Origin of the sequence: Leptospira johnsonii (assembly GCF_003112675.1) — a bacterium.
In the GTDB taxonomy this organism is placed as follows: Bacteria; Spirochaetota; Leptospiria; order Leptospirales; family Leptospiraceae; genus Leptospira_B; species Leptospira_B johnsonii.
Map to the genome: position 1 here is coordinate 1,137,668 of NZ_BFAY01000011.1, position 26,631 is coordinate 1,164,298.

Here is a 26,631-nt window from a genome sequence, read left to right on the forward strand (position 1 = left end):
AACTTATTCTTCTCTCCCAATACGATCGATTATTTTTTAGAAGTTTTCCTTTTAGCTTCTATTAGATCGGTTTGAACGACTGAAAGAGGATCGATCATCGTTCCTAAAACTCTTAACCCCAAATGTAAATGAGGCCCGGTGGACATACCGGTGGATCCGATCCTTCCGATCAAATCTCCCTTCTTCACCTTATCTCCAGGTTTTACTAAAATTTCTGATTGGTGCATGTATAAAGAATACAATTCCAAACCATGATCTAATACTGTGAAATTTCCTTCGTAGTACATGGATCTTGCTAGTATCACCGTGCCGTCGTTGATAGCATAGATTGGATCTCCTACACCACCTTTGAAATCGGAACCACCATGAGGACGGCCTTTCTCTTTATTGTAGATCCTACGTTTGTAAAAAGGACTGTTTAAGGTTGGATTGTGAACTGGATATTCAAAATCTGTTTCTACCTGAAGATCAGACTTGGATTGAAAAGCTCTAGCTTTCGCTTCGGAGCATTCTTTGATAAATGCCTTTGTTTCTTCCGAAAGTTCGTCAGTCGTATATTGCTTATCCATTGTAAGATGAGAAACTTTAGTAGTTGCGAAATTGGTTTTTTGTATCGGGATCTCGTACTTCTTGGAATCGTTTTTAGTAAAAAGATGTTTTTCAGTCAGCTCCAAGACTCCGTACGGTTTGGAAAATTCGGGAGAGATAGGAAGAAAGGTTAGGATATAACCTTCTCTTTGAGTGAATGGGATTTCCTGCCCTTCCCAACTGATTGTAAAATTTCCAAGTTTATCTAAAATTTTAGGCAAAGGTTTTATTTTTAAAAATAGAAGTTCCCCTTGGGCAAACTTTCTTCCTGCAAGGGAAAAGGAGAATAGCTCTTCCTGTTTTTCGACAATCTCACCTTTCAGTCTTTTAGATGATTTATTTTCAGAGATAACTGCTTTAGGCTTTTTTTCTTCCTTCTTCTTTTCCGGTTTAGAATTCAAAGCGACTTGGTTCAGCTTAGGAAGTACGGAAGCCTTTTTAGGTTCTTCTTTTTTCTTTTTAGAACTTACATCTTTCGGATAAGCTGCGGTAAGAGAGACACAGATTACAAAACAAAAAACTGAAATATTTTTAAGATAAATAAACATAAGGGAAATGGTCCTGAATTAAGGACCTTCTCATCTTAGAATAAGACGTTTATTGGTACAGAAATATTTTTCCTAATTTGGAAAGAATCTATTCTTCAGACAAAAACGAAACAAGTTCCGGATTTAATATTTCAGGGATCTCATGGTGGATCCAATGAGTCCCTTTAGAAAAGAAACGCAATGAAGCATCTGAAAATAGTTCCAGAGTTTCTTCTGCCATTTCTTTAGCTAAAAATCTGTCTTTTTCTCCCCAGAAAATCCGTGTAGGGACCTTGATCTTTCTGCTTCGGATTAATTTTGGCGGATTTTTGACTGCTGCACGATACCAGTGGAGCATTGATTTTACACATCCGGGAATTGCCCATGCTTCTTTATAAATAGAGATTTCTTCTGGAGAGAATGCTCCCTTCATTGAAGTTTTTGTTAAGGATCTTTCTAATTTTCTAAAATTTAATCTGGAAAGTAAGAACTCAGGTAACCAAGGAATTCGAAAGAAAAGAATGTACATACTCTTCTTCCTTTGAGATTTATCAGAAAGGATTTTTCTTTTCATGATCGTTGGATGAGGAACATTTAAGATACAAGCTTTTTTAAATCGATCCGGAAACTTGGAAAGAGTCCAATACGCTACCGCTCCTCCCCAATCATGAGCGATAATATCGGTTTTTGAAATTCCATATGCATCTAAAATTGAAACGATATCTTCAGATAAAATATCCAGTCCATAATCTGAAATAGATTTAGGTTTGGAACTTCTTGCATATCCTCTTTGATCCGGAGCGATCACTAAATATCCAAGTTTTGCAAAGTAACCGATTTGGTTTTTCCAAGCATAAGAGAATTCAGGAAACCCATGTAATAACAATAATGGTTTTCCATCTTTAGGTCCTGACTCTAATAGGAAAAATTTTTGTCCATTTGCATCCAAATATTTGGAACGTACTTCCGGAAAATCGGAAGGGAATGGAAAAGTTTGCGGTTTTTCTTTTACATCGGAAGACATGATAGAAGCGAATATTACTCAGATTCGTTTCGGGTTCAAGAAAGAATAGTATTCGAGTAGGTAAACGATCGTTTATTTTTTACTTGAGGGGATATGTCAGTCCTTCATATTTTTGGAATGTTGTTTAAATAACTAAAATAATAAATCTATAATTATAAATATTCTGATAGTTTCCTATATACATCATGTGGCCAGTCGGTTAGGCCCAAACTTTCAAGAGACGCAAATCCATGTAGAAAATCGCCTGAGCACCTTCTTTCTTCCTCGCACAAGGCTTCTACATAAATTAAAATATTTTGGCGTCTAAGGCGTTTTACCTTTACTCGAAATTCTAATATATCTCCTAACTTGGATGGTTTATAAAATTTCGCTACGATCTTCATAGCCGGGATGCCCTGGTGATTTGCGCTTACCATTTGGGAAAACCCGAATCCGATCCCTTCTCTAAACCAATCTTCTATCGCTTCTACGAACAAGTTAAAATATTGAGGAGTAAATACGACTCCTCCCGGATCGCAATGTTGCATCCTGATGATCTTGTTTACTGTGTAAATTTTATTTGTCATATTGGATTCTTTAAAAGAACAAAGGTATGGTTGTTTTGGAACGAAGAGCATTTCCGCAAATTGCAAACGTTGCAAATCTATAATCTCGAGCTGCCTCTGTTTCCGCAGGAGGATTATCGCTCGTTTGGTCACATTGATCGAGAGATACCTTTGTTACACAAAGGTAAACATCAGTCTCATTTAAATATTCATAGTCGAGGCAGCCTTTTTCCCAATGAGGCTCTGTGCAGAAATCAGTCATCATAGAGAAATAACTGACTTGGTAATTAAATCCGGATTTTGTAAAGGTCTCACATCTAAGGGCCAAATCGGTTACTGCGGAGAATAATAGAATATGAGCGTCTTTATAATATATTTTGGATGGATCGGCCTTTTCTTTTTCTTCGTAATATCCTTGTGGAATAAAACAATATGACGAGGAGATAATTGAAAAGAATATCGTAAGCTTATATAGATGTTCTTTCATATAACACCAAACAAAATAGCATATATAAGTATGCCTAACTTGATAGAATATCTATAACTTTTTTAGAAAAAGCTCATCTCCCTTTAAAACATTTAGATCAACCGGGCCTTCTATTCCTTCTAACCTTGCTCTGCTATGATATTGCCAGATGATCCAATTCCTTTTGAAAGAAGAAGATGGGTGTCCGAATATATCGCGGATCCAAACGGGGTATTCTGAAAAGTCGTCTTTCAAATATAGATCTATAAATTCGTAAGTTAGATACAATATAGGTCTTTTTCCATAATGATTTTCTAAAATACTCAAAAAGTCGGAAATTTCCTTTTTTACGTCTTGTATAGGAGGTCTGTCTTTGCAGTTTCTTACGAACTCTAAATCCGCGACAGGAGGCAAAGACTCTGGATCTTTAGGAACTAACGAAATAAAATTAGAAGCTTGTTCTTTTCCGGAACGACATAGAGTGAAAAAATGATAAGCGCCTACTCGGAATCCGATCCGATTTGCCGCTTCCCAATTATTGAAGAATGCTTTATCTTTCCAATCCCCACCTTCCGTGGCTTTAATGTAAACGAATCGAATTTTATTTTTAGGAACCTTCTTCCAATCGATCTCTCCTTGGTGATTCGAGACGTCAATACCACGTATCGGATACTCAGTTTGGGAAGGGTAGACAAACCAAAGAATTCCTTTGTCAAATGCGAAATACAGACCAAAAGAACTTAGCAAGAACAGAAGTAATACGGGGATAATTTTTCGAAAGATCTTCATTTAAGTTTTCTAGCTAAGAAATCTTTGAGAACGTAAGTTTCAGACAATCCTTTTTAAAATGTAGGAATTCCAACATGCGACTTTCATTCTTAAAATTATGTCTCTTCCTTAAGACTCTTGGTCTCGGCAAATTGCCTTCTTCTCTTTAGAAAATTCTTCCTAGGTCTACTTCTCTGCCTTTGGGCAGATGAATTTCCAAAAAAACCCCTCATAAAATTCCGGATTCCGCCGAAACAAAGAACAGGGACCGGACAATGATATTAAATAAAGAGGAATGGTTGGATCGGGTGTCTTCTCTTTTCGAGGAAGAAATCCGACTGTACTCCGAAATCCTGGAGTTAGAGAAAGAAAAGACGGAATCGATCACGAAGGCGGACGGAAGATCTTTGGAAACAATTTCTAAAAAGACCTACGAATTGATCGTTCATGCGAGCGAATTGGAAAGAGTTCGTATGTCTGCTATTCATGATGTTTATACTTCCGGTAATTTAGGAATTCCTAAAGAAGGCGAACTTACTCTTACTGATTTTTTAAATAAGATAGATCGTGAATCCGAGCACAAATTTAAACAACTCGGAACAAGATTAAAAGACACGGTGCATAGGCTAAAGGACAAGATCAAAGCCAATGACAAATTGATCCGAACCAGACAGGAATTTTTGAAGGCCACCATCGACGCGATGCGAACGAACGCAAACAGCGGAGAAGTCGAAGTTTACGAGGATGAAAATCCAAGCACAGTCAGGAACAAGAAGAAACGTTCTTCCGTGTTAGTAAACGCTTCCGCGTAAAGATTGGATAGGAGGGAAGAAGTATGGGATCCACATTCTCCGGATTAGAAATAGGTAAAAGAGGTCTTGCTGCTCACCAGCAAGCTTTACAAACTACCGGCCATAATATTTCAAACGCGGATAATAAACATTATTCCCGCCAAAGAGTTGTTTTGCAAGCTACGGATCCTCTGTACGAACCTTCCTTGAATCGTGCTCATGTTCCTGGTCAGATTGGGCAAGGTGTTGAGATTGCTTCCATTGAACGTGTTAGAGATAATTTTATCGATGATAGAATTATCGAAACCTCGGGCGTAAAGGATTATTGGGCCGCAAAGAACGAATATCTCTACCAAGCTGAGAATATTTTTAACGAGCCGAACGGTACTACTCTTAGAACTCTGATGGATAAATTCTGGTCTTCTTGGGAAGAACTAGCGAACTATCCGGAAGATAATGCGCATCGTTCTGTAGTTTTGGAAAAAGCACAAGGCCTCGGAAGCAGAATGGAGGATGTGTATCGCAAACTCTCTCAACTGAGAGATCAGGCGAATCGTGAGATTGAAGCCCATGGACTTCATTTGAACACGATCGGAGAGAATATCCGCACCTTAAACGAAAGGATTGCTAAATCGGAAGCATTGGGTGATAAGCCAAATGATCTTTACGACAAAAGAGATGCTCTTTTACAGGAACTTTCCGGCTTAACCGACATCACTATCGGCAGAAACGACGAAGACGAGCTGATGGTGTTTATCGGCCAACAAATCCTTGTCCAAGGTGGAAAGTTAAATCGCGTTGATATATTAGGAAATCCTTCTAAAGACGGTCTGTTGGATCTGTACTGGAAAGTCACAGGAGATCCGGTCCTTCTTCGCAAAGGAAGACTACAAGGTTTGATCGAAGTTAGAGACAAAATTTTGGGCGAGAAGATCGACCAAGTGGATGCTCTTGCGATCAATGTTATGGACGTGATCAACGAGATCCATAAAGACGGTTTCGGTCTGAACGGAAATACCAATCAGAACTTCTTCGATATTCGTTCTTTGGCATTGAACACTTTCGGTGAATACGATTCCGACGGTGACGGGCAAAACGATATCACTGCCATCTTTAGGGTTACCGGTAAGAATACTCTGGATCCGGATCGTCCGATCGGGATCAACGGTACAATGACATTCTTAAAACCGGATGAAAAAGAAACTCAGGTTCTAATTCCTTATTCTGCAAACGATACTTTGAACGGAATTATCAAACGTATCAACGCTTCTAAAGTTGGTGTCGTGGCTTACATGAATCACGATAACCAATTGGCTTTCAAAGCGACTGTGGCAGAAGATACTCCTAAGAAAAACTTCATTCTCAGACATATCGAGGATTCCGGAGAGTTATTAGTTGGTCTGACTGGAATGCTGATGGCTTCCGGACCTTCTGGCGCATATGATTACAAACGTTTAGGTGAGATTACCAAACTTCAATCTAAGCCGGAAGACATCACTCTATCTCCTCATTTTCATCCTTCTTCTCATTTTAAAGTGAACGAGCATATTGCGAATAACGTAGCAAATATCGCCGCAGCAAGAGGAAAGGACGTTGGTGGAACAGGAGATTATAACTCTCCTGGAGGTCATAAGGACGGAAGGAACGCTCTTTTAGTAGCTTCTTCACTTAGAAACAATCCTGTGATGGTGGATTATTCCAAAACCACGGATGATTTTTATAATAGTCTGATCTCTAAACTTGCGACAGAAGCAAGAGAATCAAAACAAGAATTTGGGATCCAATCAGATCTTATGACCGAGCTCGAGAATATGAGACAATCGGTGATGGGGGTAAGTTTGGATGAGGAAATGGCCAATATGGTCCAGTTCCAGCACTCGTACAATGCGTCTGCGAAAATGATCAACACTATGAATGAAATTCTAGATACGATCATCAATCGTTTGGGCGCGTAATTCCGCCGGAATAGCAAGGAGGCGAAGCCATGATGCGGATCACTAACATGATGCAGAATAACAGTCTGGTGAGGACTTTGAACCGTCATCAGTTGTCTTTGGACGAAACCCAAAACCAATTGGGTACAGGACAAAGGATCAGAACTCCTTCCGATGATCCTGGAAGGGCTACCAACCAAATGTTTTTCCGATCCAGGATGAACGAGTTGGATACTTTCCAGGCGAATATCGACGACGGATTCGGAAGATTGCAACAGATCGACGGAGAATTGGACAGGATAGGGAACTTATTCCAAAGGGCGAGAGTTCTTGCAGTCCAAGCTTCCAACGGTATCTACCAAGGAGACAAAGGTTTCGAATTGGAAGTTGCCGTAGGTAAAGAGATAGACGAATTACTGAGAGCGTTAGTCGATATTGCGAACACAAGAGATGCCACAGGAAGACCACTTTTTGGTGGCCATGTGATCGAAAGACCTCCTTTTGAACCGATTGAATCTAAGATCAAAGGACTCCAAGGATTGGAATTAAAGAACCAATACATCGGAGTAGAATACAGAGGAGATATCGGAGAGCAGATCAGAGAGATCGAAAAGGGAGAATATATCCCTGTTACTATTCCTGGAAACAAAGTGTTCTGGGGAACGAACATGAGTGTTACCAGTCGTGTGGATAACTCAGGTTACGTTGCTGTCTCCGATCAAAAGTTCAAGATCGACGGAGTAGAGATCCAAGTCTCTGCAGGCGATACGATAGACGATATCATAGACAAGATCAATAATTCTCCGATCGAAGCTAAGGCGAATAAACTCGCTCAGGACAATATCAGTCTTAGTTCTACTGCTCCTCACCAGATCTGGTTGGAGGATGTGGATGGAGGAACTGTTCTGAGAGATATCGGTTTGATCGACTCGGGCAATTCCGAACCTCCTAATAATTACAGTAAGTCTGCAACTGTAACAGGACTTTCCGTATTCGATGTGCTCATCCAATTCAGGAACGATTTGATCCAAAAAGACCAAGAGAGAATTTCAGGTCGTGATATTCAGGACTTGGATCTTGCGTTGGAAAATATTCTCCGTTATAGATCCATAGTAGGCGCAAGGATGAATCGTATGGAGGAACATTCTCAAAGAGTTTCCTTCGATAAATCGTATATGACCGAGTTACTTGCTAAAAACGAAGGAATTGATTTCCCGGAAACTATCATGAATTTGAAGTGGCTGGAAACGATCCATCAATATGCACTTAACGTAGGTTCCAAGGTAATCAAACCTACCTTGATGGACTTTCTAAGATAAGAGTGAGTCCCCGATATTTAAATCGGGGAATTCTTCTTGTAGAGATTTGAAAAAAGTATAAACTTAGAGCCATGCTCTAAAAAACAGGTCGGTCGATGATTGAGATCCAAAGTAAACCTTTCGGAAAAATAAAAGTTTCGGAGCGACAACTTATCAAATTTCCGGAAGGACTTCTAGGTTTCGGGGGATATAAAAGTTTCGCCTTAATCGAAGAAGATGAAGAGTCCGTGTTCAAATGGTTGCAGTCCATAGACGAAGTGGACCTTGCTTTCGTAGTAATTCCCCCTTCTTTATTTAAAAAAGAATATAAACCTCTTTTAAGCCAGGAAGAACTTTCTCAAATCGGGTTGCAGGATGTTTCAGAAGCTTTGACCTTAGTCATTGTGACGATTCCGAGCGACGATCCGGCTTCCATGACTGCAAACCTACAGGGCCCTATTTTAATTAATAAGACGGATTTGACAGGTCGCCAATTCGTATCACGTAATGAGATTCACTCCGTTCGTGAAAGAATTTTGGAAAGCGCCACTGTGGAGATGTCCTAAGTGCTCGTACTAGCTAGGCGTACAAATGAATCCATCATTATAGGTGACGATATTGAGATCGTTATCGTGGATATCAAAGGGGATCAAGTAAAGATCGGGGTCAAGGCTCCTAAAGAAGTTTCCGTTCACAGAGCGGAAGTGTATCGTGAGATCCAGGCTGAGAATAAGAAGGCCGCCGGTGCGAAAATTAAGCCGGAGGAATTGGGAAAAATTGGCAGCATGCTTAAAAAAACCGATTCGGGCAAAAAAGAAAAATCTTAATCTTCTAAGTTTCTTTCTTACCCTTCTATTTACGATTTCTTGTTTGTCTTCCCAAAGAAAGGGAATGGCTTCCTCTTCGGATTCAATCGTATTATATTATCTTAAAAAAAGCTCAGAGTCACCTATCTTCTTACAAGCAGAGACTTGGTTGCCTATCGCTTCCGGAGTATTGACCGGTGCAGGGCCGGACCAATTAGATAAGGGGGAGTTTCTTTCCAGATGGGAAAAACTTTTTAAATTCACCGGAGTTGCGGATACGGGAGTTCTAAACTCGGAGCCGGTTCGATTATTTACGGAAGAAGAATCCTCTCGTCTGGGAGAATTATTATACAGGGCAGAGACTGAAATTCCGGACGGACTTCCGCAAGCATACCAAGTGATTATCAAAAGAGAAGATCCGATCCGTCCTGGACTTAGGATCAGAAGAACAATTTTTTATATAAGAAATAGTTTGGACGGAATTGTATTAGAATTTTCTGAAATAGGGCAGGTCCTCGATTTTCAGACCGCTTATTCTTTTAGGGACTGGACATTAGTACCTATTCAAAAGCCGGAACCTTCTTCCCGTAATTCTATTTATCTCCCTGAGATGCGTCCGGAAGGTTTAGAATATCTTATATTCGCAACAGAAGGAGAAGAAGTAAAAAATCGCATCCTTGTGAGAAACGGTTTCTGGACAGCGAACGCTTCTAAGAAGAATGTTGGAGCTACGACTAAAAAAGTCCCTAAAACGATTGAGGACCGCCTAAGAACTTTGCAGGAACTATTAGATAAGGGATTAATCTCTAAACAAGAATACGAAAGGAAGAAGGCGGAAATTCTGAAAGACTTATAATAAAATAAAACCCGGAAACTTTTTCAGCATCCGGGTCTTATCAAGAAGAATATTATAAGAGCCTGTCCCAAAAGGTCCAGGCTCTTGAAGCCCGCGTTGCGGACTATAGTCGCTTCGCTCCTGAAGCCGGCATTACCGACTATAGATTTTTAACTAATCCTACGGTTCCTCCGTAGTTTCCGAATTGTTCGTTATCGGTAGTAGAACTTAAGTTAGGCACAGCTCCTGCTTCTACAACTTGGCCTCCGGAAATGGAAGGTCCTTTAACTTCTCCTACACTGAAATAGGTAAGTTGGTAGAATCCACCGAATCGGATGCCGAATGTTTCGAAAGGTTTAATTACGAAACCCGATTCGAAAGTCATCGTAAATCCGGATGCTCCCGCAAAAAATCCGTCCTTGGATTTGAATGCGTTGAAGTCTAGACCGTTATACGCGCCTGCAGTAGCTCCTGTGTCCACACCGATCTGAGCGGAACTCAAAGACATAGTTCCCCAGAAAAAGCTTGTATCACCTCGGAAGTACCAGTTCATCCAACTCCACATCGGAACCGCAACGCCATAGTCCAAGGAAAGTGATGTGATATTATATCTGAGATCTCCGAATCCAATCGCAAATCCTGAAATTCCATCCGAACTTCCTGAGCTAAAACCGGGAAGTTTGATCCCGAGGTTGGAATAGTCTCCACTTGTTTTTGCTTGTCCATATCCGATGGAAAATTCGTAACTTACATTATTCGAAGTGTTTAAATTTAAAGGCCCCCAACCGTACTTTACCTTCCACTCGTTGGTGGTTGTGGTAATTTTATCAGTGGTATATCTATTAGAAGTACTAGTAGTGGTGGTTTCCGTCGTAGACTTTTCTCCCAAAGAAGCAACGATACCGATGAATGTATTATCAGATAGCTGGTGAGAATATCTGATCTTAGGGAATCCGCCGCTTGGAGTAGTCTTACTATCTTCTTTGAAGAATTCAGGTGTTCCTCCCAACGCGCTTCCTGCAATCCTTACACTATTTAAGATTCCGTTAATAGATTGAGGTCCGCCTTGGTTCAGACTTCCAGCGACTCCATCTAATTCTAAAATATGTAATAAACCATTTCCATATGCGTTTCCATTACTTGAGGAGGGGGAAGAAGAACTGCTACCACCGATCGGAGCTTGGTCTTGTGGTGGTGGCTGTTGGTTGTTATTCGTAGGTTGATTTTTAGGCTGCTTTTGATTATTCGGATTTGGTGTTTGTCCGAACAAGGAAAAGCAAACTAGATAGGTTGCCAATATAGCTAGAATCTTTTTTGTCATGAGGTGCCAGAGTAATAATTTTTTTCCCAAAACACCAATTAATCTGGATGAGAGCAAGACAAAAAACAAAAGACCGGAGCGGCCCCCGAAAGGGCCGCTCACGTAGTGAGAATAGTGAAGAGAATTGGATATATGTTAACTATTTACCGGGTTATTGGTACTTAGGTAACAATCCATAAATACCATACCCATATAACCGATTGAAAAGACAGATTTTTTTCACTTATTTGCAGTTTTTTTAATAAGAAACTTTCAATAAGATCTTTGCTTCACGAAATAAATTTCCAGCCTCGATTGGAGTCGCAGATTTTGCGCTCATAGTTTGAAAACCATCCATGACAGGGAGTGGTTCGGAAATTTCTTGAAAGTCCGCTCTTATCTCTACAAAATCCTTAAATTTCAAGCCCAGTGCGGAGAGAATAATATCCGCTTTTTTGCGAGCATCCTTTGCCGCTAGCTGCAAAGCTTCTTGAGAAGCCTTCTCTAAATTTGCATCCGTTGCCTGCAATCGGATACCTATAATTTGATTCGCTCCATTCTGTATGGACTCATCAATCAGTTTGCCTGCAGATTCTACTTTAGCTCTTATTAAGATTGTATTGGACGCTACATAACCTTTGATCTGTCTTGCTCCAGATTTAGGATATTCGTATATTGTTTGCAGACGGATTGCCTCCGTTTGTAACGATAGTAAGGACTGCTTTTTAAGATATTTTACAAGAGAATCGGTCTTTGCTGAAGTTTTCTCATGAGCTTCTTCTGCTGTTTTAGATTCTGTTTCTACTCCGATACGTATCTCTACAAGCTCTGCAGGGACCGCCACTTTGGAGAAACCACTAACAATCAGGACTTTTTCCTGTTCTGCAAATACGGAAGCGAAACTAGAGAATAATAATATGCACCCGAATAATATTTTTTTCATAAAAACTCCAGAGATAAGACCTTTTTCCGTTCGTGAAAATTCCCGAACGGTTCCGGATTTTTAGATTTAATTCTAAGTTATAAAAATTGAAATTTGTAAGGAGAATTTCTCAGTACTTTACGAATTCTTTATCCAATTCGTCTTGGTAACGGCTTACCCGTTTTTTTAAGTTTTTCTTTCCTACATAATATTTGCCTTCGCCTTCTCGTTTCGCCTTCTCCGTAAATTTTTCGGAACGATGAGAAAGGTAAGGATGTGTCATAAAATACTCTTGGATAGGAGAAGCGGCATTTTCTTTTCCACCGCTTTCTTCTTGTAACTTTAGGAAAGTCCTTCCCATTGCGAACGGGTCGTAACTTTCCCTGAGCAATAGGTCGTAACCGTAGGAGTCTGCCTCGTCTTCTTGGTTTTTACCAAAAGAAGGTCTTAAAAGTAATGCTGCAGTTAGATCTGCCAGCTCTCCTAAAGTAGAGGCACCGATCTTTCCTGCCAATAATTCCCCTCTGACCATATCCATGCAGTGGGAAAGCTCTACGTGTCCGATCTCATGCCCGATCACTGCAACCAGTTCTGCTTCTGATCCTACCATAGAAAGAAGTCCCTTAGTCACGAACAAGATCCCTCCAGGCATCGCATATGCGTTTGGAACGGAAGAATCCATTATAAAGATCCTATATTCGAATCCTTTGTTTTTTACGATTGTAAGGTTTGAGACCAAACTTCTCAAATAGATCAGATCAGGATCTTTTTCATCCGCATAGGATTCATAACGTAATGCAACGGAATCTCCCAGCTTCTTTTCATCCAGGTCGCTGATCGGCATAAGCTTTGTAAGAGAACGATCGAATGTTTTGATCGGTTTTCCCAATAATTGAAATGCAGGAGAAAGAGTGGCGGGCATTTCTACATTTGCCTTACTCTTTACAGCCAAAAATGAAATAGCTGCTCCCGCTACTAAAAGTATAACAAAGAATAATAATCGATTACGGAGCATCTGTTTTCTCCTTATTTCCGAATTTGCCGTAAAGAGTGTTCATCAGGATGAGTATTCCTCCAACTCCTAGGAATACCAACGCACGAGTGATTGTGGAAGACTGAGAAAGATCCCAGAAGATCAACCTAAGCAGGCATACTATCATTGCTACCAAAGACACATAACGGAAATGTTCCTTTTTCAGAATGAGTCCCATTAGGAAGACGATGAACACTTCTACCATCCATAATAGAGTTAATAGAGAAGAATCAAAACTCCAGAAAAGGAAGAATGCTCCCGCTGCGAATAAAGGATAGAATATGACACTGTCAGATCTTTGATCCAGCTTTTCCGAAAGTGTTCTGATCTTTCCAGGATAACCTTCCATTTCTATTCCTTGGAAAGGAGGCAGAAGTTGGATCCTTACTAAGTATGCGATCTGCAATACAATCCCAATAAGTCCTCCGAGCCATTCTTGGTTGGCCCAATATTCGGACGGAGTTAAAGCCGAACTGGAAATGAAAGCCACATGAATACAGGAATACCAATAGAAGCAGAGGGAATAAAATCTGAATCTCGAAATTTCCCAAGAGGTTTTTGAACTGATCTGATTTAGGAAGAATGCCCAAACGATCCAAGCGACCGGTAGCCATGTATTCGGAATTTCTAATGCAATGATTGCTGTGATAAAGGTCCCTGTCAGTTCCCAGAACAAAGGTAAAATAGAATTCCAATAATTCGGAATTTCTTTTTTAGGCTTCGGACTGTTTGCCCAATATAAAAATACTCCAATTGCCAAAGCTTGAATCAGGAATCTGATCTTGAATATGCCTACGTATAATTCCGATTGAAGATGGACCAGAATATGAGCTCCTAAAAACAATCCTACAAATATTAATGCAAAAATTTGCCAGACCGATCCCGCATAATTGATGGATGACTTCCAAGTATTCTCCCATTTCTTTTCTCTTTCAGAGAAAAAGTTTTTAGTCTCGAGATAAACCAGGGAAAGAAGTAGCCATAGTATCCCAGGTAAAAACGGAGAAATACTTTGAGTAGTCCAATATGCCAAGAATACGATATGCAAAGAGAAAAGGATCGCTCCGGGAGAAGAAAAATATCTGATCTTATCCGGACCGATCTTTACTTTAGAAAGAGGTATCATTAAGAAGCAGAATAGGATCGTAGGTAGATCTCTTAGCAGAACTTCCCATCTTTCCAAAGAATAAATTCTATAGATCACTTCGAAGTGTAATGCGGCGACAAAAAAGAAAATCCCAACTCCTAAACCGTTCCAATTTCTGTTTTGTCGGATCACCAGCAGAAGTATTCCAAGAGCCGGAAGATATAGCTCCGAGTATTTCCAGTCGAATAATTGGAAACAAATAGCGGATGCTAAAAGTCCGGAAAAAATTCCGGCAGGGGAAATTCTATCATCTCCTCCTATTCCGTAAATATCGTCGCTTGCGGTGGCACTTTCCTTATTCCGTATCTCATCATAGAATTGGATCAAGAATGTCAGAAGGATCATCGCAATCGTAGTGATGACCACGGGCCAAGCTCCAAGATGGACACCACCAAAGTATTTTACGATTAGAATAAGAATATATTGAATCCAAGAAAGATGAAGAAGCACCACTCCTATATTCTTGAGTAGATTCTCTTTTTCTTCCGAACTTACCACGAAGAAGATGGAGAATAAGAGAGAAATGTATACATTGATCAGGAATAGATCCACTTCCCATCGACTGAGTAATATGATCCCGATCGAAGCAAGTGCTAAGGATACTAAAGTATCTGTAAGATACAGCCATCGTATGTTTAATTTTTCTCTAGCCGTTCTTGCCCAGAAAAACAACCCGACAGAAACAGTGATCAAAACGGGAGGATTCCATTTAGATCCTGTGGAATACACTGATAGACCTAAACCGATCCCCGCCCAAATAATTAAATGAGTGATAAAAGGAAGACGTTGGATATTTGCGGAAGAATAAACTTTTCGATAATGAGCCAAGATGGATGGAATTCCAACAGCAAGAGTTCCTAAGATCCCCCAAGTTCTGGAATGAGTAGAATTCAATACATGTAGTTGTTCCGAAAAATGTCCTTTATAAAGATAATTTAAAATTAAAAAGGAGATCGCGGTTTGTATTAAATGAAATTCCCATTTAGTTCTATAAGATAGGAGCACACTGAAAGCAGAGACTCCAACCGCTAAGAAGAAGATCAAGGTACTTAAAGGAAGGATCGCCAGAGAGATTAAACTTAAAACAATATGAAGGCTCGCAAACTTTTGTTGAGAAGTTTGCCAAGCAAGTCCCAGGTTTACTGAAATTCCTACAATAACTAAGATGAGCGCATAAAATTCCGATTCTATCCATTTCATTCCGGGAACTGAAACTGCAGCAATACAAGAGAATAATATAACTGCACCGGAACCGCTTCGGATCCAATATCCGATTTGCACCCAGAACTCTTTTTTGACTAGAAGAATGGAAACTATGAATAGACCTACACCGATCCCTAATACCATTAAGAATCTGAAAAATGGAGACATGTTCAGGGCCGCATAGATCCCTAAGAATCCTACACCCATCACGAGTATGATTGTTCCTAAGATCCCGGTCCAATTGTTCGCGATCTGCTTCTCGAATTTTTCCCAAGCCTCTGATTTTTTAGCAATAGGTTGAGGTTCTTGCTTTATAATAGTTGGAGGTACAACCGCTGCAGGTTTTTGCGTTTTTGTAACAGGCTTAGAAGAAGGGACTTCCTTCTTGGTTTCTGGAATTGTTTCTTTTACCAGGATTGGCTTTTCTTCTTTGATTGGAGGTTTTTTCTTTTCTGCCTGTGTTTCAGGAACAGCAGAAGGTCCCCTTTCTTTCAATTGGTTCTCCAGATCTTGGATCCTTTCTAAAAGTCCGTTGATCTTTGATAATAAAACGAAGGGAATAATAAGGTAGAAGATACCGGCAAAAAATGCGAACAAACCGATCAAAAAATACATAAGCGGAATGAGTTCAGCATACGCGATTTCATTGTAAATTTATTTTTAAGCCGTTTTCTTGGCGTGTTTAGGTAGGCCTTTTCGAATAACGCGTCCTTTAGGATCATAACTTTCCTGAATTTTCGAAAAAAAATGAAAGTTTTGGAAAAGTAGTTTCTAGCGTTATTTAGTCCATTAGTATTTGAGAGCTTGTTCCCTCGGTGATAAAAGTTTGGAATCTTCCCTTTCACAGCTCAATATCCTCAGGCAGTTTTTCGAAAGGATCGGGGACGGAGTTCTTGTATTTTCTAGTTCTGGCAATTTGATCGAAGCGAATCCTTCCGCATTACAGATATTGGGCTATTCTTCTAAAGAGTTGAAAGAGATAGATTTTAGTCTGATCTCCGATATCCGAAACGGCATCTTTGAAAGTCTCAAAAAGGAAGAAAAGACCAATTGGTATTTGGGTTACTTTTTACTTAAGAACAAAGAGATCAGGACATTCTATTGCCAAGGTTTTAAGATCCAAGGAGAAACAGATGCAGAAACTACAACTTGGATCCATATTCGTTCTCCCAAACAACAAAGTGAACTTTCCAAAGAAGATATAACTCATCCTGAGATAGGATGGAGGGCTCTCGAAAAATTTTTCGATATGAATCCTTTGCCTATGGCTATCACAGAGATTGAAACTGGCAAATATCTTAAAGTAAATAGGCAGTTTTGCATTCAGGTAAAATATTCTGAAGATGAAATTGTAGGAAAAAGCGCTTTAGACTTGGGCTTCTGGAGTTCTGCAGAGACAAGAGCCAATATAGTAGAAGCTATTAAAAAAGAAGGCTTTGTTCGAGATATAGAATTACGTTTTACGAATAAACTTGGAGAGGAATTTTGGGGCCTTTTCTCCGCTCACCCTATAGAATATGCAGGTTCATTAAAACTTCTTACAATTACTGTGCCGATCACGGATCGGGTAAAAGAAGAAGTAGAAAAACAAAAACTTCTGGATGAGCTGAAAGAGAACCAGGAGATCCTGAAGCAGATCATTAAATTAAATCCCACTGCGATTACATTATCCAAATTGGATGGAGCCTATTTGGATGCAAACGATCTGTTCTTAAGTTTAATTGGAAAAACCAAAGAAGAGATCATCGGCAAGTCTCCCGCGGACTTGGGTGTGTATTACGATCTGAGCGATAGGGAGATCATCCGAGGATTACTGATCCAAAAAGGTGCGGTAGATAATTTAGAAGTGAAAATGGGAACCTCCGACGGAAAGATCCGATCTATTCTATTTTCCGCTAGAGTAATAGAGGCTGGCGGTGAAAAAAAGATCTTAGCGGTTGGCCACGATATCACTCATATAAAAGATGCCCAGACTGACCTGGAAGGCTTAGCTTCCGAACTTGAAAAAAGTAAGGAACTTTTCCAAAGATTATTTCAATTAATCCCTTCTGCGGTAGTTCTTACCGATTTGATCTCCAGAAAGATCATCGATGTGAACGAAAGATTTTTAGAATTCGTAAAGCTAAAAAGATCCGAAGTGATCGGAAAGCTCACTACCGACATCAAGGTTTGGGATTACGATCCGGATAGAAGGGCCGAAATTTATAAACAGTTAGATGAGAAGGGAGAAGTCAGCAATATAGAGACTGTTTTCAGAGCCTCCGATGGAATTGCGATGCCTGTACTGTATTCAGGAAGGATCGTAAAATTAAACGGAAGACCACATGTTATCTCACTTGCAACGGATATCAGAGAACGTCTGGAGGCAGAAGAACAGACCAGAAGATTGAACGCAGAAGTCCGGCATAATAAAGAACTCTTCGAAAAAATATTCCAAATGAATCCTGCTGCGGTGTCTTTATCTGATCTGGAAACCGGAACTTATACGGAGATCAACGAAGCGTATTGTGCTCTGATCGGATATACAAGAGAGCAGATCATCGGAAAAACTTCTGTAGAGTTAGGAGTACTAAAAAGTAAAGAAGACCGGGCAAAGATCAAAGCGGAACTTGAAAGTTCAGGATGGAGTAAGAATATAGAATTAGCTATAGGCCATGCAGACGGATCTGAACGTTATGGACTTTGCGGAAATAGAATTTTTAGACTGGGCGATCGAATGGTTCTCTTGTCGATGGTAATCGATATCACGGATAGAAAGCGAGCGGAATCCGAGAGAGATAAATATCTAGCTCAATTAGAAGAAAGTAAAAACCTATTCGAGAAAGTATTCGAATTAAATCCGGATACAATCTGTATTTCCGATCTCGAAACCGGTAAATATATCAGCGTGAATTCAATGTTCTACGATCTATTCGGATTCACAAAAGAAGAAGCGATCGGAAGGAATTCGGTGGATTTGGGAATTTGGCCCGATCCTAAGGTCAAACGTCAACTTATAGATCAGATGAAAGAAAAAGGAATATTAAGAGATATTGATATTCCTTTTATCCGAAAAGACGGAACTCCTGTAGATTCTATTTTTTCCGGCCGTATTGTGAACTTAATGGGAAGGCCTGCGATAGTCGCAATCACTAAGGACAATACCGCTGCAAAGGCTGCAGCTAAAGAAAAAGAAAAAGAGAACATAAAACTTTCCGAACAGGCAAGAGTTCTATTGAACATGGCGACTGATCCGGATTTTGCTACAGGTAATATATCTGCAGGTTTGAATAATATAGTTAGAATGTGCACCGAGACATTGGGATGTGATCGTGCTTCCATTTGGCTTTTTTCGGATAAGGAAAGAACTGTGTGGTCTCTGGTATCAGGTTGGGATCAAAAATTCGAAACCTATATGGATCCAGCTACGATGGACCTAAAACAACACCCTAAATATTTTGCATCGATGAAGACGGAAAGATTCGTGGATGCATACGACGTGGTCAACGATCCAAGGACTTCTGAGTTTGCAGAGACTTACAGTATTCCTCTAGGCATCCAATCTTTGTTGGACGCTCCAATCTTTTTAAGAGGTGGAATTTACGGGGTAATCTGCTTAGAACACAGAGGTGGTCTCAGAAGATGGAAAGGATATGAGCAACAATTCGTAGTTACAGTTGCAGAACAAGTCACTCAGCTATTATTGAATTCCGAAAGAAGAGAAGCTAAGGAAGAATTGGAGCACGCAGTTCGCATACGGACTTCCGAGTTAGCTTCGGCTTTGGACAATTTGAAAAAGACCCAGGACCAACTCATTCTTTCCGAAAAGATGGCCGCCCTTGGACAATTGGTGGCTGGTATCGCTCATGAGATCAATAACCCGTTGGGAGCGATCTCTGCTCTAAGCGGCGAGTTGAGAGCTTATATGGATTCTTCGCCGGACCGTTTGAAAAAGTTACGTCCATTTTTTGCAGAGGCAGAACCTAGCTATATCAAAAGATTGTGTGATTTCATCCGTGCAGGGATCGCTAGTAAAGAAACTCAAGTCTCAAGAGAAGAAAGAAGGGACGTTCTCAGAAAATTAAAGAATAAACTGAGCGAACTTGGTTTCGAAAATCCTTACGATCTAGCCGACAGACTGATGGATGTAGGGTTATATAATTCCATGGAGGAATTTCCAGAAGTTTTCGAGGCCAAGGAAAATCTTGCACTCCTAGATTTTGCGATCGAAGAGATCCAAACATATAAGAACGCAGCATCCATTCGTTTGGCAGTGGATAGAACTTCTAAGATCGTTTATGCTCTTAAAAGTTTTGCCCATATCGATTCAGGAGAAGGTAAGATCGAAACGGATCTTGCGGAGAATATAGAAACTGTTCTTACAATTTATCATAATCAGATCAAAAACGGGGTCGAAGTAGAATTAGACTTCCAAGCAAGACCGATTATTTACGCGTATCCGGATGATTTGATCCAGGTTTGGACAAACTTAATTTACAATTCTTTACAAGCCATGCAGTTCAAAGGAAAGATCAAAATTTCCATTTTGGATTCTGATTCGGACGTTTCCGTTTTGATTTCGGATAATGGTCCTGGTATTCCTCCGGATATTAAATCTAAGATTTTCGATCCTTTTTATACCACCAAGGCCCCGGGTGAAGGAAGCGGTCTGGGACTAGATATTTCCAGAAGGATCGTTTTAAAGCACGGAGGGAGGATAGAATTTAACTCTAAACCAGGAAAGACAGTGTTTAAGGTGCTTCTTCCTAAGAACTGAGTTAGATTTTAAAGAATTCCACTTCCTTTCTCAAAGAGCTTGCTTGTTGGGCAAGTTTCTCCGCAAGAGAATCTATATCAGTCACTATCCCGTTCAAAAATTCGGTAGCTTCCGAAATACTACCGATCGTTTTAGAAAATTCTAAAGAAGTTTGCGATTGTTCTTTCGTATGATTTCTGATCTCTTCTGCGGATCGGATCAATTCCGAAAATGCATTTTTTACTTGAGCACTCGCTACCAATTGTGATTCGGATAAGGAAGAGACCTGCAAAATTCTTTCGGAAGTATTTTGAGCAGTATCTCCAATCCTTCTGAAAGCTACTTCAGTATTTCCTAAAACTTCTCTTCCTGAGTTGGTTGCCTTTACCGCTTCTGCCAATGTTGCCCTGATCCTTTTTGCATTCTCCTGGGTTTGTTCTCCCAGTTTGGAAATTTCCTGGGCTACCACTGCAAAACCTTTTCCTGCTTCTCCGGCACGGGCAGCTTCTATAGCAGCGTTCAAGGAAAGAAGGCCAATTCTATCGGTAATCTCATGGATCACGTTCACACTAGCTTCCATTTTGGCGGTATTAGATTCTATTTCTGCCATCGCATCTCGAGTGGATTTTAAAGCGGATTCTCCATTAGAAGTTTCTAATCTCATTCTTTCCGCGTCATTTTTTGTATCCATGAGGGAAGTATGAACATTACGGATTCTATCTTCAAGTTCGGCAAGAGATTCTGTTGCTTGTTCTACGGTGCTGGATTGGCTTTCCGCTCTGGAGGAAGTAGAATGAATGGATGCTGCGATTTCTTCTACCCCTGAACTCATTTGTTCAGTGGATGCAGCTTGCTCTTGCATCTTTATGGAAAGACCTTTCGTTTTCTCTTCTAATACTTTAGAACTTTGAGAAAGTTTTTCGGACTCTTTGATCACCGTTTTAACAACGATCCTAAGTCGTTTCACAAAATCGTTCAGCATCTTGCTACTTCTTCCCAATTCGTCCGTAGAAACCATAGGAAGTAGAATCTCCAACTCACCTTGGGACATTTCTACAAATGCGTTCATCATGTTTTTGGAGTTCCTACGGATACTAGAAGCCAGTAGGTAGGAGGAAATGGTAAGGGTGATCACCATAAAAAGTATAGTGAGAGAAAGCGCTAAGGTAACATCTCCCAGTTTCAACCAACCGGAAGTCTCTTCTAGTAAAAGATAACCAAAAATTACTACAGGTAATAATGCGATAGATGCGATCGTAGAAATGAGCCTAGTAAAGATAGATACTTTACGAATATCTTTATCTTCCAGAGAAAGTCCGTTCAATCTGTCCGACTCTAATGCTTCCGCAAGTACTGACTCGGTCAAAAAGAAATGAGAAATTCCTAAAGTAGGATAAATGATCAAAGGCAAGAGTAAGAAAGGAGCCGACTCGAAGAATTCCGGAATAAAGAAAAAATGCATAATTTTCCAAGCCGTAGGAATTCCATAACTCCACTGCACTATATAAAATCCGGTGTTGAGTAACGGGAAGTTCAGAAGTTTTTTCTTTACTTCTACCTTTCCTTTTGTGTTCAACTTTTCCCAATTATTGGGTTCCAGGTTGGATAAGAGCCTTCCCAAATACAAAAATCGAAGCGTAGGGAAAAAATAAGATGTGGTCAATGCGACTGTGGACGACCCGATCAGTGCGATCGCCTTATTGAAGTCATACGCTCCTGCAGCGATAATGAACAAAACAGCCAAAGGGACCGCAAGAACGGAAGTTAATAGCTCCAGGCCCAAGGTCAGTCTCCATCTGAGTTTTCTAGATTCTCCCCTCGTCATTTCCGTTCTTTTCCTTTTTTTGATTTGAAAGAAACCTAAGGCTTCAAGATATTTCATGACAATGAGACGCAGATTGCTTTTATCATCCACCTCTTTGTTGATTTTACTGTTTGAATTCTTTTACATCGATTTTGCAATTTATGGAAAAAGTCAGTCAATCGACACATCTTCGCCTTCTAGTATTCGATCGGGGCCGATGTTAGGTTACTCGACCCATAAAGAAGTAAAAATTTGGGTCCAGACTAAGAATCCTTCTAAAGTATATGCGAAATATTTTATTTCCGGAAATCCCGAGCAAAGTAACATAACTCGAGAAGTAAACACAGAACACAATAAAGGGAACGTTGCCCATCTGATCGCGGACGTATTGGAACCCGGAAAAACATATGAATACATAATTTATGTAAATGGAAAATACCAAGAACCTGCGTCGGAACAAAAATTTAAGACACAACCTATTTGGATCGGAAAGCAAAGTGGGCCTCCCGATATCAAATTCGCTTTGGGAAGTTGTGCATTCGTGAATGATCCTAAATACGATACCCAAGCAAAACCTTATGGAGGAGAATATTTTATCTACCAATCCATCTCTGCTCAAAAGCCGGATTTCATGCTTTGGATGGGAGATAATATTTATCTAAGAGAGCCTGATTGGGAATCCAGAACAGGCTTCATTTATCGTTATACCGAACAAAGATCTTTGGCCGAATTACAACCGTTACTCGCGAATGTTCACCACTATGCAGTTTGGGACGATCATGATTGGGGACCGAACGATGGGGACGCTTCTTTTTGGATGGGAGCAACTGCAGATGAAATTTTCAAACTGTTTTGGGCAAATCCAAACTATTCAAAAAAAGGAATATACGGCTCCTTCACTTGGGGAGATACACAATTCTTTTTGATGGATGATCGTAGTTTCAGGACTGCAAACGATAATAAAACAGGATCTAGATCCTTCTTCGGAGAGGAACAATTGGATTGGTTGGTGAACGGTTTGGCATTTTCCAAGGCTACTTTTAAGTTCGTAGTGGTGGGAGGCCAGGTCTTAAATCCGTTGTCAGTATTCGAGAATTATTCCACTTATGCGGAAGAAAGGGAAAAACTTCTTTCCAAAATCTCCAAATTGAAGATAAAAAACCTGGTATTTTTGACCGGAGACAGACACTTTACGGAATTATCATATATCCAGGAAGGATTCGAATATCCTATATACGATTTTACCGTTTCACCTTTAACTTCTTCCACTCATGCGCCGATTACCGAAAAAAATCCATTAAGGATCGAAGGTACTCTTGTGGATGATAAAAGGAATTTTGGGACTATAGAAATTACCGGTCCATTAAAACAAAGGAACTTAGTATTTAGAATTTTTGATTCTTCCGGAAAAGAGCTTTGGTCTAGGGAAATTAAGGCCAAATGAAAATCCAAAAGTTTATGTTATATCTTCTCTCGATCATATTCATCGTTTTTCTGGGACTTTTCGGCTTATTGTATTCTAATCAGGACAAGTTGATCTTCTTTCCTGAAATTTTGCCCGAAGACTTTCACTTCTCTTTTCCCTATACGTTCCAAGAAGTTTCTTTGGAGCTGGAAAACGGGGAGAAGATATACGCATTATTTTTCCCTGCTCAAGGTCCTTCTAAGGGTGCAGTTCTTTATTTCCATGGGAACGCAGGAAGTTTAAGAAGTTGGGGAGGGGTCGCCGAGGACTTTGTTCCTAGAGGTTGGGACCTTCTCATGACCGACTATAGAGGGTATGGTAAAAGTAGAGCCAAACTAACTGAGAAGGGAATGTATCAGGATGCGGAACGCTGGTATGAATATCTGAAAACGGATAAATTAAAAAAAGAAAATGAGATCATCCTTTATGGGCGATCTATCGGAGCAGGGGTTGTTGCGGATTTAGGAACCAAAACAAATCCGGGTTATATTATATTAGAAACTCCTTATACTTCTTTGGCGGATCTTGCAAAAGAATATTATCCTTTCGTGCCTGAATGGTTCTTGGCTTATTCTCTCAAGTCTGAGAATAAGATCGGAAAATTACATTCTGCTGCGACGATCATACATGGGAACGAAGACGAGATCATTCCTTTTCGACAAGGAAAGAAATTATTCAAAACAGCTTTAGAATCGGGAGTAAAGATAGAACTTTTGGAAATAGAAGGAGGAAATCATAATAATCTCTCCTTCTTTCCCGAGTACCAAAAAGGGTTAGCGAAAATTTTAGAATCGGTCCACGTGAACCGAAGAAAATCAAATTCTCAGAGATAGTCTGGGAATAATACTTTCAGTTTTGCAACAGTGTCCGGATTCCTGCGCTCCGGAGCGGTGATGATAGAATATTTAGTACTATTCTTTAAGCTTAGATCATCCCCATTCCCGAGATCCGGGATCAAAGCACTCAATAGTTTTTTAGCATTCTCCGCATTCTTTCCTAGATTCGCCATTACCATTTCCGCGGTGACTGCTTCTTCATTCTCTCTCCAACAATCGTAGTCTGTGGACATACAGATCATTTGGTAAGCGATCTCAGCTTCTCTTGCAAGTTTCGCTTCCGGAAGAACGCTCATATTGATAATGTCTCCACCCCAAGAACGATACATATGAGATTCCGCTCTCGTGGAGAATAGAGGACCTTCCATACAAACTAAAGTTTTGTTTTGGTGGATCTGAAGATTTATTTTTGCAGCGGCTTTGTTAATTCTATCGCTTAGATTTTTTGAAAAAGGATCTGCGAAAGGAGCATGAGCTACCACACCTTTTCCAAAGAATGTGGACTCTCTTCCTCTTGTTCTATCTATGATCTGGCTAGGAAGAACGAAATCCAAAGGTTTGATTTCTTCTCTCAAACTTCCGACGGAACTGAATGCTACGATCTCTTCTACACCTAAAATTTTAAGTGCGCAGATATTAGCCTTCATAGGGACTTCGTGAGGCATGATAAAATGTCCCACACCATGACGAGGTAAGAATGCGATTAGTTTGTCGTGGATCTTTCCGATCTTGATCGTGTCGGAAGGTTTGCCCCAAGGAGTTTCCGGAAGGATTTCCTCGACCAGTTCCATTCCATCCAGACTATAGAGACCTGTGCCTCCGATAACTGCAGCTTTTACTTTGGTCCCCATATCCTTCTCCCCTCAATCGGAATAAATTCCATATATCGAAATATGGGTTCGATTGTAAAGAAGAAGGAAACGAAAAGGGCTTAGGAATTATTGCTCAATACTTTTAGTTCGGAAGCTTTCATTTTGATCCGATCGATCTCCGAGTTTAGATTGGCTGAATCTTCGTTAATCTCATTAATATCTTTTTCTAACTGGGACATGGTCCGGATCATTTCCTTTTGGCCCAAGGATTGTTCTCTTTCAGATTCATAGATCTCGCTAGAAACCGATTTGATACTTTCCAGCTCACTTAAGAACTTGCGGATAATGTTTGTCTGCTCCAGATAAAGTTTGTTCATCTGGACGATCCTGTCAGAAGTTTCCAAGATCTTAAATTTTTGTTTTTCGGTCAGATCTCCCGTTTCCGCAGAAGCGCTTTTTGCTTCTTGGATAAAATTTTGGGACTGTCTTACGATCGCAGAGATGGACTTTGCATTTTCAGAAGTAAAGTCTGCGAGTTTGCTGACCTCGTTTGCTACCACTGCGAATCCTCTTCCTGCTTCTCCTGCTCTCGCGGCTTCTATGGAGGCGTTTAATGCGAGAAGGTTCGTTTTATCTGCGATCTCTCCCATGATCTGGTTGATCTGATCTACTTTGTCAAAGGAACTAGCGATGTCTGCCAGATAGGATTTTGTTTTTTCGGCAGCAATGGTCACATTCTCCATATCCGCTTTATTATCATTTGCGAATGAAGAAAGTGCCTGGCTGTAACCTGTGATATTCGAGACTATATCTCCCAACTTTTTAGAATCATCCACAAGTTCGCTTAAACTTGCGTTCTGAGATTCTATAGATCTAGAAGTGTTAGTAGAAGCAGCGGAAAGTTCTTCTAGTACGGCATTCACTTCTTCCAAGGCAGCTGCTTGAGATTCCATCTTTTCTCCGGTGCGATTGATGAATTGTGCGAATTTGACAATGGAATCTTCTAAGCTGATTGCAGAATCTTTGATGATTGTTTGGTTCTCGCTTAGTTTTTCCAGTAGACCTTTAGAATCGGAATAGAGGCGGTTTCCTTCTACCGTTAGTCTCAAAAATAATCTCATCAATTGGGCGAGTATCACACTCGCAACGAATATGAATGCAAGTTTTATGATCTCAGTAGAAGCACTAAGATTGTAGGGAAGTTTTGCTTCTTCCACATCCATTACAAATCCTGCACCGTTCTTGAGGGCGCATACAAGAGCTACAATTGCTCCTGCAGTGGAGAATGCGCCTACGATCAGAACAAAGATCCTTTCTCCCAAAAGACAGGAGTAGATCATTATATAAAAATAAATGAAGAATAATACTACGTTCTTTAAGGTCCCGGCCGCTACGTCCGGGGAAACGAAAGTATCCAAGATCAAAGTTGCGCTTAGAACATTCACATCGAATAACACAAAAACTTTATGAAATCCGATGGACATATTCCTTTTACGATTTGCTATAAAATTGAAAATGCAGTAGAGACCCATAAAAGCAGTTCCTGCCGCATGGACCATAAATTGTAAGGGTTGAAAACTTTTGTAAGCTCCTGCCAAGGAAACGATAAAAAGTAAAACTAGGCCCAGCCGGATCCGGTTGATTACGATGGCCCCGTTCTTCCAGATCTGTAAGATCGTGGATTCAGTTTGTATATGGGAAGTTTCCATTCTTACCTCGATAAGAGCAATAGACGGAATTTCCCTAGTCAGACTAACGTTGGAGTTTTTTTATTCGGAAGAATGTCCGCTTA

The 26,631-nt window shown here is 40.2% G+C and carries 21 protein-coding genes; 9 read left to right on the plus strand and 12 right to left on the minus strand.

Annotated elements, in window-relative coordinates:
* Window positions 1-29 precede the first annotated feature (29 nt).
* The 5 genes from LPTSP_RS14225 to LPTSP_RS14245 all read right to left on the minus strand — a co-directional run bounded on the left by LPTSP_RS14225 (window position 30) and on the right by LPTSP_RS14245 (window position 3,939).
* The gene (locus tag LPTSP_RS14225; protein ID WP_108929354.1) at window positions 30-1,136 is read right to left on the minus strand and encodes a M23 family metallopeptidase; all 1,107 of its coding nucleotides are present in this window, start codon (window positions 1,134-1,136) and stop codon (window positions 30-32) included.
* An 88-nt stretch (window positions 1,137-1,224) separates the two neighbouring features.
* Window positions 1,225-2,139 (minus strand): alpha/beta fold hydrolase, encoded by a 915-nt coding sequence (locus LPTSP_RS14230; protein ID WP_108929355.1) that lies wholly within the window; start codon window positions 2,137-2,139, stop codon window positions 1,225-1,227.
* 152 nt (window positions 2,140-2,291) lie between these two features.
* On the minus strand, window positions 2,292-2,705 hold the full coding sequence (locus LPTSP_RS14235; RefSeq protein WP_108929356.1) for an acyl-CoA thioesterase: 414 nt from the start codon (window positions 2,703-2,705) through the stop codon (window positions 2,292-2,294).
* Window positions 2,706-2,715: 10 nt separating this feature from the next.
* On the minus strand, window positions 2,716-3,171 hold the full coding sequence (locus LPTSP_RS14240; RefSeq protein ID WP_108929357.1) for a hypothetical protein: 456 nt from the start codon (window positions 3,169-3,171) through the stop codon (window positions 2,716-2,718).
* Between the two features lie 51 nt (window positions 3,172-3,222).
* Complete coding sequence (locus LPTSP_RS14245) at window positions 3,223-3,939, minus strand: glycoside hydrolase family 25 protein (RefSeq protein WP_108929358.1); 717 nt, start codon at window positions 3,937-3,939, stop codon at window positions 3,223-3,225.
* Between the two features lie 254 nt (window positions 3,940-4,193).
* Between LPTSP_RS14245 and LPTSP_RS14250 the strand changes: the two genes are divergently transcribed.
* The 6 genes from LPTSP_RS14250 to LPTSP_RS14275 all read left to right on the plus strand — a co-directional run bounded on the left by LPTSP_RS14250 (window position 4,194) and on the right by LPTSP_RS14275 (window position 9,603).
* Window positions 4,194-4,730, plus strand: a complete 537-nt coding sequence (locus tag LPTSP_RS14250; protein ID WP_167396440.1) for a flagellar protein FlgN — start codon at window positions 4,194-4,196, stop codon at window positions 4,728-4,730.
* Between the two features lie 23 nt (window positions 4,731-4,753).
* Window positions 4,754-6,664, plus strand: a complete 1,911-nt coding sequence (gene flgK, locus LPTSP_RS14255) for a flagellar hook-associated protein FlgK (RefSeq protein WP_108929359.1) — start codon at window positions 4,754-4,756, stop codon at window positions 6,662-6,664.
* Window positions 6,665-6,696: 32 nt separating this feature from the next.
* Window positions 6,697-7,962, plus strand: coding sequence for a flagellar hook-associated protein 3 (locus LPTSP_RS14260; RefSeq protein WP_008591782.1), 1,266 nt, complete (start codon window positions 6,697-6,699; stop codon window positions 7,960-7,962).
* A gap of 95 nt (window positions 7,963-8,057) precedes the next feature.
* Window positions 8,058-8,507 carry a flagellar assembly protein FliW gene (gene fliW, locus LPTSP_RS14265; RefSeq protein ID WP_108929360.1) on the plus strand — a complete coding sequence of 150 codons (450 nt, stop codon included), beginning with the start codon at window positions 8,058-8,060 and terminating at the stop codon, window positions 8,505-8,507.
* Window positions 8,508-8,768 (plus strand): carbon storage regulator CsrA, encoded by a 261-nt coding sequence (gene csrA / locus LPTSP_RS14270; protein ID WP_020769544.1) that lies wholly within the window; start codon window positions 8,508-8,510, stop codon window positions 8,766-8,768.
* Window positions 8,686-9,603, plus strand: coding sequence for an SHOCT domain-containing protein (locus LPTSP_RS14275; protein ID WP_439957015.1), 918 nt, complete (start codon window positions 8,686-8,688; stop codon window positions 9,601-9,603). Before csrA ends, LPTSP_RS14275 begins: the two co-directional genes overlap by 83 nt.
* A gap of 139 nt (window positions 9,604-9,742) precedes the next feature.
* Here LPTSP_RS14275 and LPTSP_RS14280 read toward each other — a convergent pair whose 3' ends face one another.
* The 4 genes from LPTSP_RS14280 to LPTSP_RS14295 all read right to left on the minus strand — a co-directional run bounded on the left by LPTSP_RS14280 (window position 9,743) and on the right by LPTSP_RS14295 (window position 15,802).
* Window positions 9,743-10,903 carry a hypothetical protein gene (locus LPTSP_RS14280; RefSeq protein ID WP_167396441.1) on the minus strand — a complete coding sequence of 387 codons (1,161 nt, stop codon included), beginning with the start codon at window positions 10,901-10,903 and terminating at the stop codon, window positions 9,743-9,745.
* Between the two features lie 238 nt (window positions 10,904-11,141).
* Window positions 11,142-11,825 carry an SIMPL domain-containing protein gene (locus tag LPTSP_RS14285; RefSeq protein WP_108929363.1) on the minus strand — a complete coding sequence of 228 codons (684 nt, stop codon included), beginning with the start codon at window positions 11,823-11,825 and terminating at the stop codon, window positions 11,142-11,144.
* Window positions 11,826-11,934: 109 nt separating this feature from the next.
* Entirely contained in the window at window positions 11,935-12,819 is an 885-nt protein-coding gene (locus LPTSP_RS14290) for a M48 family metallopeptidase (protein ID WP_108929364.1), read from the minus strand.
* Window positions 12,809-15,802, minus strand: coding sequence for a DUF2339 domain-containing protein (locus LPTSP_RS14295; RefSeq protein WP_108929365.1), 2,994 nt, complete (start codon window positions 15,800-15,802; stop codon window positions 12,809-12,811). The genes LPTSP_RS14290 and LPTSP_RS14295 overlap by 11 nt, the downstream gene beginning before the upstream one ends.
* 211 nt (window positions 15,803-16,013) lie before the next feature.
* Here LPTSP_RS14295 and LPTSP_RS14300 point away from each other — a divergent pair, with 211 nt between their 5' ends.
* Window positions 16,014-19,943 (plus strand): PAS domain S-box protein, encoded by a 3,930-nt coding sequence (locus LPTSP_RS14300; protein WP_108929926.1) that lies wholly within the window; start codon window positions 16,014-16,016, stop codon window positions 19,941-19,943.
* Window position 19,944: 1 nt separating this feature from the next.
* On the opposite strand, the gene LPTSP_RS14305 is transcribed toward LPTSP_RS14300, so the two are convergent.
* On the minus strand, window positions 19,945-21,747 hold the full coding sequence (locus LPTSP_RS14305) for a methyl-accepting chemotaxis protein (RefSeq protein WP_167396442.1): 1,803 nt from the start codon (window positions 21,745-21,747) through the stop codon (window positions 19,945-19,947).
* Between the two features lie 55 nt (window positions 21,748-21,802).
* On the opposite strand from LPTSP_RS14305, the gene LPTSP_RS14310 reads away from it, so the two are divergent.
* Window positions 21,803-23,170, plus strand: coding sequence for an alkaline phosphatase D family protein (locus LPTSP_RS14310; protein ID WP_245915578.1), 1,368 nt, complete (start codon window positions 21,803-21,805; stop codon window positions 23,168-23,170).
* On the plus strand, window positions 23,167-24,024 hold the full coding sequence (locus LPTSP_RS14315; RefSeq protein WP_108929368.1) for an alpha/beta hydrolase: 858 nt from the start codon (window positions 23,167-23,169) through the stop codon (window positions 24,022-24,024). Before LPTSP_RS14310 ends, LPTSP_RS14315 begins: the two co-directional genes overlap by 4 nt.
* On the opposite strand, the gene mtnP is transcribed toward LPTSP_RS14315, so the two are convergent.
* Both mtnP and LPTSP_RS14325 read right to left on the minus strand, forming a co-directional pair.
* Window positions 24,015-24,878 (minus strand): S-methyl-5'-thioadenosine phosphorylase, encoded by an 864-nt coding sequence (gene mtnP, locus LPTSP_RS14320; protein ID WP_108929369.1) that lies wholly within the window; start codon window positions 24,876-24,878, stop codon window positions 24,015-24,017. The two genes, LPTSP_RS14315 and mtnP, sit on opposite strands and share 10 nt — an antisense overlap.
* Before the next feature lie 80 nt (window positions 24,879-24,958).
* On the minus strand, window positions 24,959-26,548 hold the full coding sequence (locus LPTSP_RS14325) for a methyl-accepting chemotaxis protein (RefSeq protein WP_108929370.1): 1,590 nt from the start codon (window positions 26,546-26,548) through the stop codon (window positions 24,959-24,961).
* Window positions 26,549-26,631: the final 83 nt, after the last annotated feature.

Excerpts from the sequence above, each read along its gene's own strand:
- flgK (WP_108929359.1), top strand. The coding sequence starts at position 4,754 with ATGGGATCCACATTCTCCGGATTAGAAATAGGTAAAAGAGGTCTTGCT.
- LPTSP_RS14235 (WP_108929356.1), bottom strand. The coding sequence starts at position 2,705 with ATGACAAATAAAATTTACACAGTAAACAAGATCATCAGGATGCAACAT.
- LPTSP_RS14245 (WP_108929358.1), bottom strand. The coding sequence starts at position 3,939 with ATGAAGATCTTTCGAAAAATTATCCCCGTATTACTTCTGTTCTTGCTA.
- LPTSP_RS14290 (WP_108929364.1), bottom strand. The coding sequence starts at position 12,819 with ATGCTCCGTAATCGATTATTATTCTTTGTTATACTTTTAGTAGCGGGA.
- LPTSP_RS14225 (WP_108929354.1), bottom strand. The coding sequence starts at position 1,136 with ATGTTTATTTATCTTAAAAATATTTCAGTTTTTTGTTTTGTAATCTGT.
- LPTSP_RS14325 (WP_108929370.1), bottom strand. The coding sequence starts at position 26,548 with ATGGAAACTTCCCATATACAAACTGAATCCACGATCTTACAGATCTGG.
- LPTSP_RS14250 (WP_167396440.1), top strand. The coding sequence starts at position 4,194 with ATGATATTAAATAAAGAGGAATGGTTGGATCGGGTGTCTTCTCTTTTC.
- LPTSP_RS14280 (WP_167396441.1), bottom strand. The coding sequence starts at position 10,903 with ATGACAAAAAAGATTCTAGCTATATTGGCAACCTATCTAGTTTGCTTT.
- LPTSP_RS14315 (WP_108929368.1), top strand. The coding sequence starts at position 23,167 with ATGAAAATCCAAAAGTTTATGTTATATCTTCTCTCGATCATATTCATC.
- fliW (WP_108929360.1), top strand. The coding sequence starts at position 8,058 with ATGATTGAGATCCAAAGTAAACCTTTCGGAAAAATAAAAGTTTCGGAG.
- LPTSP_RS14295 (WP_108929365.1), bottom strand. The coding sequence starts at position 15,802 with ATGTATTTTTTGATCGGTTTGTTCGCATTTTTTGCCGGTATCTTCTAC.
- LPTSP_RS14230 (WP_108929355.1), bottom strand. The coding sequence starts at position 2,139 with ATGTCTTCCGATGTAAAAGAAAAACCGCAAACTTTTCCATTCCCTTCC.
- LPTSP_RS14305 (WP_167396442.1), bottom strand. The coding sequence starts at position 21,747 with ATGACGAGGGGAGAATCTAGAAAACTCAGATGGAGACTGACCTTGGGC.
- LPTSP_RS14310 (WP_245915578.1), top strand. The coding sequence starts at position 21,803 with ATGACAATGAGACGCAGATTGCTTTTATCATCCACCTCTTTGTTGATT.
- LPTSP_RS14240 (WP_108929357.1), bottom strand. The coding sequence starts at position 3,171 with ATGAAAGAACATCTATATAAGCTTACGATATTCTTTTCAATTATCTCC.
- mtnP (WP_108929369.1), bottom strand. The coding sequence starts at position 24,878 with ATGGGGACCAAAGTAAAAGCTGCAGTTATCGGAGGCACAGGTCTCTAT.
- LPTSP_RS14285 (WP_108929363.1), bottom strand. The coding sequence starts at position 11,825 with ATGAAAAAAATATTATTCGGGTGCATATTATTATTCTCTAGTTTCGCT.
- LPTSP_RS14260 (WP_008591782.1), top strand. The coding sequence starts at position 6,697 with ATGCGGATCACTAACATGATGCAGAATAACAGTCTGGTGAGGACTTTG.